The sequence below is a fragment of the Anatilimnocola floriformis genome, assembly GCF_024256385.1.
GTDB lineage: Bacteria > Planctomycetota > Planctomycetia > Pirellulales > Pirellulaceae > Anatilimnocola > Anatilimnocola floriformis.
On record NZ_JAMLFW010000002.1, the window covers coordinates 1,363,181 to 1,373,004 of the forward strand.

Consider the following 9,824-nt stretch of genomic DNA (forward strand, 5'->3'; position numbering starts at 1 on the left):
TCGGGTTGTGTATCATGTCGCCAGATCCAGGTGACATGAATGCAGCGATAGAACACTCATGAAACGCATCCTCTCCTGGGCGGCCTGTTGGCTCGCGATGACGGCCTCCGTTGTCGCCGCCGGCGATCCTGCCCTGCCCGGCAATCATCCTCTCACGCAGCCACAAGCAGGCGAAGTGCTGATCGCGGAGCTGCGCTGCGCAGCCTGCCATAGCGATATCCCGCGCAGTTCGTGGCCCGAGAAAACAGCGCCTGACTTGAGCGAAGCCGGCGCGCGAATCTCGCCGCAATACCTGCAGCGATTTTTGGCATCTCCCGCGTCGGTTCATCCGAGCACGACGATGCCCGATGTCTTAGCGTCGCGACCGGAAGCCGAACGAGCGCAGATCGCCGAAGCACTAACGCATTTCCTGGTGGCTCAGTCAAAGACGCACTTCACGGCGAGTCGCAGCGAGCAGGCCGATCGGGAGCAAGGCAAATCGCTATTTCATTCGGTCGGCTGCGTGGCCTGTCATGGTCCCAAGGAAGCGCTCGCCGATGCACCGCCGATCGGACAGCCCAATGAAGAGGACGAGGACGACGACCCGGAGACCAAAGCCCGCAAAGCGATCAAGCCGATCGCGGTTCCACTCGCTCATGTCGCGACCAAGTACAGCGTGAAGTCGCTCAGCGACTTTTTGTTTCAACCGCTGCGCGTCCGCACTTCGGGCCGCATGCCCGATATGAAATTGACTCCCGTGGAAGCGCAAGCGATTGCTAGTTATTTGGCCGGAGCACAACCGTCGCAAGATCAAGCATTGGAGCCACAAGAAAAACTGGTGACGCAGGGAAAGAGGTATTTTCAAGAGCTGAACTGCGCTGCTTGTCACGCACTGCCAGGCATTACTGCGGCGCCGCTGGTCAAATCTTTGCAAACGGCCGATCTGAGTCGCGGCTGTTTGTCGAAAACCAGCACACGCAGTCCACGCTTCGAACTCGCCGAGGCACAGGTCAAAGCGATTGCCGCCGCCGTGCAGGCCGAACCGCAGGTCGACACGAATCCGCTGGTCGTCGCAAAGACAATGACAGCGTTTCGCTGCGTGGCCTGTCATGTGCGCGACGACTACGGCGGCGTGCCCGAAGCGTACAGTCATTACTTTGTCGGTAGCGAACAGAAGCTGGGCGACGATGGTCGCATTCCTCCGCCGCTGACGTTGCTGGGCGCGAAGTTGCAGCCCACCTGGCTGAAAAAAGTGCTCTTTGATGGCGAAAGCGTGCGACATTACATGGCCACGCGCATGCCGCAGTACGGCACGGCCAATCTGCAACACTTGCCTGCCGTCGTTGCAAAGCTCGACGTGCTGCAAAGCAAAACGATGAACATCCCTGCCGCTGAAAATCGCTCCGAAGCCGATCGCAATCGCGAAAAGCTGTTGCGGGCCGGCGGTCGAGATCTGCTCGGCGACAAAGGATTGAACTGCGTCGCTTGTCATACTTTCAACGGCAAAGCCGCACCGGGGAGCCAGGGAATCGACCTGGTGACGACCACACAACGACTGCAGCCCGGTTGGTTCAACAGCTATGTGCGCAACCCCGGCGCGTTTCGCCCGCGCACCGTCATGCCGAGCGCGTGGTCGAACGGCATCGCTGCGCACCAGACCATTCTCGATGGCAATACCGACATGCAGATCGAAGCCATCTGGTATTACCTCTCGCTCGGCACTTCGGCGGCCGGTCCATCGGGCATTCGCGGTGTGAGCACTCGGCTGACTGTCGCGGACCAGGCCCGAACCTTTCGTGGACGCAGTCGCGTCGCCGGTTATCGCGGCATCGCGGTCGGCTTGCCGGAGAAACTGAGCTACGCCTTCAACGCCGAAACGGGAGCACTCTCCGCCCTCTGGCAGGGCGACTTCATCGGCGTGAATTGGAGCGGCCAGGGCTCGGGAGATTTCAATCCGGCCAGCGAAGCCATCACGCTCGCGCAGGATGTTTCCTTCTCCAAGCTGGCCGACGAAAACGCTCCCTGGCCGTTGCTGCCGGTGATGACCAAAGAAGCCAAGACCAATCCCGATCCGCTCTACCCCAAGAATCACGGCTATCAGTTCCGCGGCTACTTTGTCGGCGAGATGGCGATTCCCACGTTCCTGTATCGCAGCGGCGACATCGAGATCGAAGATCGGTCGATCGCCACGGGAGCCGATGAGCAACAGCAGTTGAAACGCGTGCTGCAATTCGAATCGCCACAAAAGCAAGTCATTTGGTTTCGCGCGCTGACTGGAGACATCAAGCAAGAGTCCGAGCGCGTTTATCGCAGCGGCCGACTGCGGCTCACGATTCCTGCCGTCGAGACGAAACTGCGTTCGCTCTCCGACGAGCCGAAGCGAGCGGAACTGTTGCTGCATTTGCAGATTCCTCAAGGCAAATCCTCGCTGGAGTTTCAATATGAACCACTCAAAAAGTAGTTGCTGGCGACTCCTGTGCCTGGGGCTGATCACTCTCTCGTGGATTGCTGCGCTGCGCGCGGAAGAAGTCGGCGATCGCTGGGGAACCGAAGAGCGCGAGCGCGAATATTATCCGCTCGTCAACATTCCGCTTCCGAAGGACACCGTCATCGAAGCCGGCGCCTTTGCGGTGTTGCCCGATCGCCGAGTGGCTGTCGCCACGCGGCATGGCGAGATCTTTTTGATCGACGGTGTCGATGCGGCCAAGCCGATTCCGACGTTCCATCGGTTTGCGAGCGGGCTCGACGAGATCTTTGGGCTCACTTGGCAGGACGGCGCCTTTCGTGTGACGCAGAGCTGTGAACTGACCCGCGTCAGCGATACCAATCGCGATGGCGTGGCCGATCGCTTTGAGACGATTTCAGATGCCTGGGGCTACGCGAACTATCACGAGTATGCGTTTGGTTCGAAGCTCGACACCGATGGCAACCAGTTTGTGGCGTTGGGGCTGTCGGAGTCGTATTACTCGCACGCGCTGAACCGCGGCTTCATCATGAAGATCGCCGCCGATGGCAAGACTACTGCTTTCGCCAGCGGCCTGCGTAGTCCAGGCGGCATCGGCTTTGATGAGCATCGAGCGTTGTTCTACGTCGAGAGCCAAGGGCCCTGGAATTGTTCGTGCAGTTTGAAAGCCGTTGCGCCGAACAGCTTTCATGGGCATCCGGCGAGCTTCACCTGGTACAAGCAGTCGCCCGAACTGGGGCCGACGCCCGACACGCCAAAGTCGGGGACGCGGATCGCGACTGAGAAAAAACGGATCCCGCAGCTCACGCCCTACGCCATTGTGTTTCCGTATATCCGCATGGGTCGATCGATCACTGCCTTCAGTGTGAACCGGACGGAGGGGAAATTCGGCCCGTTCGAAAATCAAATGTTCCTCGGCGATTACACGCTCTCGATCTTGATGCGGGCCTCGACCGAGCAAGTGAACGGCGTGTGGCAGGGGGCCTGCTATCCATTTCGCGAAGGGCTGTCGACCGGCATTTTGAATGTCGAGTTCACGCCCGGCGGCAAGTTGCTCTGTGGCGGCACCAATCGCGGTTGGCCGGTGCGTGGCATCAAGCCTTTTGCTCTCGAGCGCCTCGAGTGGAGCGGCAAGATGCCGTTCGAAATCAACCGCGTTACGATCGAGCCCGATGGTTTCAAAATCACGTTCACGAAGCCGGTGGATGACGCGACCGGCAGTTCGCCCGACTCCTACGCGATCTCGACGTTCACGCATCCGTATCACGGTGGCTACGGCGGTCCGGAAGTGGATCAGCAAAAGCCCGCCGTGAAAGCTGTCGCTCTCGCCGCCGATGGACTTTCGGCGCGGATCACGCTGGAGCAACTCGATCCGGGGTTTGTGTACGAGTTTGATCTGGTGAAACTTCGTTCGCGCGATCAGGAAGGGCTCCTGCATCGCAACGCGTTCTACACCGTCAATGAAATTCCCTCCCGCTAGTGGAACCCGCCCATGCCTGCCTGTCGATCAACTCTCCGCCTGATGCTGCTGTGCTCGCTCCTGCTGCTCGCGGTCCTGCAAGGGCAAGCCGCTGAGCATCCCATTCCCGAGAGTCCGCTGTGGCTCACCTACGCGGGCGAGAAAGTGCCCGGCGCGGGGAAGCACATCGTGTTGATCGCTGCCGATCAGGAATATCGGAGCGAGTACTCGATGCCGATGCTGGCGAAGATTCTTGCGCAGCATCACGGCTTTCATTGCACGGTGCTGTTCAGTTTGAACAAGGACAACGAGGTCGATCCAACGCAGAAGATTCGCTGGGAAGACAAAACGGTCACGCACAGCATTCCCGGCCTCGAGCATTTGGAGAAGTGCGACCTGGTCATCCTGTTCAGCCGACTTCTCTCCTTGCCGCCCGAGCAACTGCAGCACATCTATCGCTATCTCGATTCCGGCAAACCGATCATCGGCATTCGGACGGCGAATCATGGCTTTCTGGATTTCGACTATCGCGTCGATGGTAAACGAGTCGACTTCGGCGAAGCCGTGCTCGGTGGTTCGTTTCGCAATCATCACGGCCGATGGCAACAGGATTCCACGCGCGGCGTGATTGTGGAACAGAACAAAGATCATCCGGTGCTGACCGGCGTAAAAGATATCTGGGGCACATCCGATGTCTATCGCACTTACAAAGAAGGTGGCAGCTTGCCCGCGGGTTGCCTGCCGCTAGTCGAAGGACAGCCACTGATGGGGCGCAAGCACGACGACGAAGTGAACACCGCGCTCATTCCTCTGCCGGTCGCTTGGGTGAAAACATGGATCGGCAACGGCGGGAAGACGGCGCGCGTCTTCCATGTGACGATGGGGAGTGCGCAAGATTTTCAGAGCGAAGGCCTGCGGCGAATGACCGTGAACGCAGGCTATTGGTGCTTGGGAATGGAAGCAGAAATCAACGGCAAATCGTGCATGGATATCGTTGGAACGTACGAACCACTCGATAGCGGATTCAATTACAAAAAGCTGAACGTCGTGCCGAGGAAACCGGACTTTTATAAGTAGGGGCGTCTGGTCAGTTCCTACTTTTTCTTCTCCGCTGCTTCGGCTGCAGTTACTTGAAACTTAATCGCCGCTGGTATGAGATCTCCGCGGAACGAAACAATCCCTTGGCGAGCATGCAAACGCTTGGCCAACGACTCGCCTGCAGTCGCCTGTTCGTCGGCGACGAAGGCAGCCGTTTCTTGCGCAGTCGCGGCCGTGCCGAACAAGTCACGCGAGACTTGATCAAGCAGGCGAATCCGCTCCTGAGCCTCCTTCGGCAACGGTGCTGCCCGTTGCAACCGCGCTTGGATGTGAGCCAGCCACCAATCCGACTTCGGCGAGTCTGCTTCATTCCAATCGCTCAAGGGAACGGCCGCGGGCTGAAAGGTGACTTCGGTGTCCGCAGGGGCATCGAACCACGAGCCGACTCGTGTTCCTGGCCAGTCCTTGGCCGTGCGATTGTCACCAATGCCGATGCCCGCCGCATTGAGTTCGATGAACTCACCAGGCGCTAACCGATAGCTCACGAGCGAAGAGAGAGTCGTCCAGTAGGTCGAATCGACCTTGATCTCTTTTCCTTGAGCATCTTGCGCACGGTGATCGTTGAACTGGTGCCAGCTCCGCGTGCGAAAAACTACCGGCTGTTTGCCGTCGTTGTGAATCAGAATCTTGGCCTTCAACGCAGTCCCCAAGCGATGCTGATTGCCGCGTGGTTCGAGCAGCCACGCCGTTCGCAGGCCACTCGTATTGCTCTTGCCCCACGGCGCGGTGGCGAGCTCTTTCGGCAGCGGCTTGCCGGTGCGCAGTTGTTGCAAGCTCAAATGCTCGTAGGTTGTCTCCAGTGGAATCGTGTTCGCGCTGGCCACCTCATCGAGCAACTTCACCACTTCGGCGGGCGTGCGATCGCGAACTTCCGCAAAGCGAGAAATCAGCGGCGCCATCTTCTTGGCATACGGATCGCCCGAGGCGTCTCCCGAATTATTGCGGACGAATTCCAGCACTTTCTCGCCGAGCAACGCAACCAAACCGCCAGGAATATTGCCGTTCGCGCGAGCCTGCTCTTGAAAGCTGGCGAGTAACTGCTGACCAACCTTTTCCTTTGGCTGTTGCAGACCGGCAGCGATCGCGCCGGTCGTTGCGCCCGTGATGAGACTCCCTTTCCAAGCGCCAGCCGGTGCGGTAGTGATGTTGAGTTCGGCGATCAACGACTCGCGCGGATCGGCGAGCAAACCGTCGACGATAAAATGACTGGCCGGCCGACCGGTGTCGCTTTTCGACTCGGTGATGAAGATCGGATAGTAAGTGACTTCGTTCGGCTTGAGCGTGGTATCGGTCTGGCTCGGCTGTTCATCGGCAATCACGCCGGTGATGCGGTCCCCCACACGCATCTGCAGCGACCGCAGCTTGGCGTTCTTGGTTTGATCGACAACGCGGAAGGGCTCTTTCGAAATGTTCTGCACAACGAGAAACAGATCGAGCTTGTCGGCCGGCTTTTTCTCGTCCGGCGTCTCACGAATGATGATCGCCGCGCGCAGGCCATTCGCGGTCGGGCCCCAGGCGAGACGCTTTTCAACGTCAGGAGCGAGCTGCGTTCCTTCCCGAAGCTTGGGCTGTTGCGGAGCCGGCGCATCGGCCGGCGCGAAGACTTTCTTCAATGCTTCCTGCATTGCGGGGGATGCTGCACTCAGGCTGCCATCCTCGAAGCGTTCTTCCTTTACCTTGGCAGGGTCGGCGAAGTTGAATTTGCGTGTCAGCCCTTTCTGCACGACCCACAATTCATTGCCATCACGCTCCCAGGCCGCTCCCCAGGACTGCAAACCATCGGGTAGCGCGATTTCATATGGCTCGTGCGGCGAGGCGACCTTAGGATCGGCCGAGAGGAAGGCGATCAGGGCTTTGTTGGTACGCTGCGAGTTGGTGGTGGTCTGGCTGACCAGCAAATGGGCTCGCTCGCTCAGCACATATCGGCCCGGTGCGTTCGCCGTGCGCGGCCGTTTGGCTGCGTCTGGATCAGCGGGTGTTACTTGGAATTTTGTCTCGCCCGTCTTCAGCACGCCGTCGAACGGAACAGGCCGCGGCTTGTTTTGTAGCCGAGTGGTCAATTTCGTTAATGCATCCGCGTCTTTGTCTGCGACGAATTCTTTGATCTCTTCGTCCGCAGGCACTTCGCCAATCGCATCCAGCGTCGCGCGGCGAATCAACTGTTCGCGATCAGCGGCCGATGCAGGGAGTGGCGCCTCGCGACCAACTCGTTCGGCAATCGATTTCTTCCACCGCTCGGCGGGGTCTTTGGGATCGCTGGGTTTCGTCCAGCCGCCCTCGTTGGTACTGACCGTGTGAGACAGCCGCACGTCATCACCCGCCTTGGCTTCGATGATCGCGCCGACGGCGCCGGCACTGAACTCGTCGACATACTCACCAGCACCAACGGCCAGACCGTGTCCGGGGACCTCGCAATATTCACCCGGACCGAGCCGATAGAGAGCAGTCAGCGTGACGCCGGAATAGACCGTGCCGTTGATCTTGATCTTCTTGTCGGCTGCATCGATCGCATCGTGACCATCGAACTGCCGCCAGGTTTCGATATTAATGATCACCGGCGTCTTACTCGTGTTGTGAAACAGCACGCGAGTTTTCAGCACGGTGCCGAGCGGATATTTTTCGGCCCGCGGTTCCAGAAGCCAGGCCGCCCGCAGGCCGTTCTTCGCCGGAGCACCCCAATCAGCCGTGGCGAGGTTGTCGGGCAATTTCGAACCGCGTTTGAGATCGCGAGCACCATCGAACGTCAGCGGCAACTCAACCCAACCGACCGGTGCCGTGGCGATTGCAGTGATGTCGTCGAGCAAGGCGACTGTTTCCTCGGGAGTCCAATCGCGAGTCGCTACGATCCGCGGCAGCAATGCGGCGAGTCGCGTGGATTTTTCATCGGCGGGAAATTGCCCGCGGTAAGATTCGATTTCTCGCGACAGTTGCCCAACCAGCGCGCCAGGAATCTTGCCATCGGTCCGCGCATAGCCTCGCCAAATCTGAAACAACTTTCGCCCGTATTCGTCCTTGGGCTGCGGGACGACGACCGGCTTGGTTTCAGTAGCCGGAGCTTGCTCCATCGCGTGCAGCATGGCGAGAGGAATCGCAAGCCCCACGGCCAGGCCGATGGCAACCGCCGCCGCGGCAGCCGAAACGCTGCGACGATTCCGCTTGTTGCTGAGGATCGCGAGCAGCCGACCTTCGAGCGAGGATTGCCGCGCCATGGCCAGGCCGCAGGTGGTGGTCCAGCGATTCTCGGACAAGCGATGAACAACATCGAGCAAATGCCCTGCATACTGCGACGGCCGCACGCCACTGGCGAGAACCAGATCGTCGCAAGCCCGTTCTCGTTCCACTCCCAGTTGCCAAGCCGCGACCCAGACTAGCGGATTGAACCAGTTCAACGTGCAAGCCACCTGCGTGAGTAACTGCGACCACGTATCGCGGCGCTGCAGGTGTGCCAGCTCATGGAGCAGCACCGATCGCAACTGCTCCGGGTTCCAGTCGCGAGCGCCTTGCGGCAGCAACAGGCGATAACGCAGAATGCCCCAAACCAGCGGAATGCAATCGCCCGGATGAATGAGCAACGTGACCGGCTGCTGGAAGCCCAATTGCTGCCGAGCGAGTTGAAACGTGCTCAGCAGCTCATCGTGCTCATCGCTCGAGGTTAGTTCGACCGCGGAAGCCGTCGAGCGAAGCAGCAGCCAGCGCGCGAACAGCAAACGGAAGGTCAGCAATCCGACGCCGCCCAGCCAGATGGGCCCGACCAAGGATAGCCAGTGCCAGTTCGAGAAACCGGCAGCCAACTCGCTGTTTTTTGAAAGTGACTGAGACGGCGCAGCATCAGGTGCGAAGGTTGAAGTGGAATCTGCTTTCGATGGCTGCACTTCGCTGACGAGCGGCGAATCATCGCGCGCTTCGCTAATCTTTGCTGTCGATGGGGAGAACGCAGTTGGCGGTGAACTCGAACGCAACGCAGCGGGATACGGCAGTACATTCCACTCCGGCAACAACAGTGAAAATGCGGGCAGAACCAGCACCGCCACGATCGCAGCCAGCCAGATCGTATGCCGGGTGGCCGCAGAATCGCAACGCAGCAGTGCAGCACCGGCGGTTGCGAGCAGCAGAATCGCCGTTCCTTTGACGGCAGAATCCAGCACCAAGAAACTCGAAGCCGTCGCCAGGCCCACGGACAAAAGCAAGTAACGAGCCATTTATCGACCCTCTTGTTGAGCTTGTTCGATCAGATTCCGCAGACGCTGCAGTTCCTCGGCCGAGACGCGATCCTTCTTCGAATGCAGATGCGCAGCGAGCGCTTCTTCTAACGATCCACCAAAGAAAGTTTCGAGCACCTGTTCCAGCGCATGCCGGCCGGCCTTGTCCTTCGTCTGCCGCGGAAAGTAAACCACTTCCCGGCCGTTCTCTTTGCGCTTGAGGTGCCCTTTCTCTTCCAGAATGTGCATCATTCGCCGCACCGCCATCGCCGTCGGTGGCGAGGGAATGGCTTCGACCACTTGATTGACGGTCGCCTCGCCTAACGCGAAGACCGCCTCCATGATTTGCCGCTCTCGGCGGCTGAGCTGCGCTGAATCCGGCATGCCATCGCTCCTGGGCGACACTCGCTCTATGGGCAATTCTCTGATGCGTTAAATTTTTAACGTCTCGTCCCGTGAATGCAAGAGCAGTTCGTTAAAAAATTAACGCTGACGAAGAGCTTTCGTTTCAGAGATTCGGCGTGCAGCGCGCAAAAAGAAGCGGGAGTTGCTAAGCAACTCCCGCTGGTAGTTCGCGGGTGGTCATCCTCTGGCCGCAAACTGTTTGTACAACTCTGCTTCGACC

General features: G+C 59.3%; 5 protein-coding genes. 3 read left to right on the forward strand and 2 right to left on the reverse strand.

The annotated features are described in order from the left end of the window. The first annotated feature begins 58 nt into the window (after window positions 1-58). From M9Q49_RS30130 to M9Q49_RS30140, 3 genes are read left to right on the forward strand one after another with little or no spacing between them, the layout of a single operon-like run. Window positions 59-2,440, forward strand: a complete 2,382-nt coding sequence (locus M9Q49_RS30130) for a c-type cytochrome (protein WP_254513012.1) — start codon at window positions 59-61, stop codon at window positions 2,438-2,440. After that, window positions 2,421-3,923 (forward strand): hypothetical protein, encoded by a 1,503-nt coding sequence (locus tag M9Q49_RS30135; RefSeq protein WP_254513013.1) that lies wholly within the window; start codon window positions 2,421-2,423, stop codon window positions 3,921-3,923. The genes M9Q49_RS30130 and M9Q49_RS30135 overlap by 20 nt, the downstream gene beginning before the upstream one ends. A 12-nt stretch (window positions 3,924-3,935) precedes the next feature. Further along, a complete protein-coding gene (locus tag M9Q49_RS30140) occupies window positions 3,936-4,979 on the forward strand; it encodes a ThuA domain-containing protein (RefSeq protein WP_254513014.1) in 1,044 nt (347 codons plus the stop codon). Window positions 4,980-4,996: 17 nt separating this feature from the next. On the opposite strand, the gene M9Q49_RS30145 is transcribed toward M9Q49_RS30140, so the two are convergent. Both M9Q49_RS30145 and M9Q49_RS30150 read right to left on the reverse strand, forming a co-directional pair. Next, window positions 4,997-9,199: a M56 family metallopeptidase gene (locus M9Q49_RS30145; protein ID WP_254513015.1), complete on the reverse strand. Its 4,203-nt coding sequence runs from the start codon at window positions 9,197-9,199 to the stop codon at window positions 4,997-4,999. Next, window positions 9,200-9,583, reverse strand: a complete 384-nt coding sequence (locus M9Q49_RS30150) for a BlaI/MecI/CopY family transcriptional regulator (protein ID WP_254513016.1) — start codon at window positions 9,581-9,583, stop codon at window positions 9,200-9,202. Window positions 9,584-9,824 lie beyond the last annotated feature (241 nt).

Bases quoted from the DNA above. Each gene is read 5' to 3' on its own strand.
- M9Q49_RS30145 (WP_254513015.1), bottom strand. From the start codon at position 9,199: ATGGCTCGTTACTTGCTTTTGTCCGTGGGCCTGGCGACGGCTTCGAGT.
- M9Q49_RS30150 (WP_254513016.1), bottom strand. From the start codon at position 9,583: ATGCCGGATTCAGCGCAGCTCAGCCGCCGAGAGCGGCAAATCATGGAG.
- M9Q49_RS30140 (WP_254513014.1), top strand. From the start codon at position 3,936: ATGCCTGCCTGTCGATCAACTCTCCGCCTGATGCTGCTGTGCTCGCTC.
- M9Q49_RS30135 (WP_254513013.1), top strand. From the start codon at position 2,421: ATGAACCACTCAAAAAGTAGTTGCTGGCGACTCCTGTGCCTGGGGCTG.
- M9Q49_RS30130 (WP_254513012.1), top strand. From the start codon at position 59: ATGAAACGCATCCTCTCCTGGGCGGCCTGTTGGCTCGCGATGACGGCC.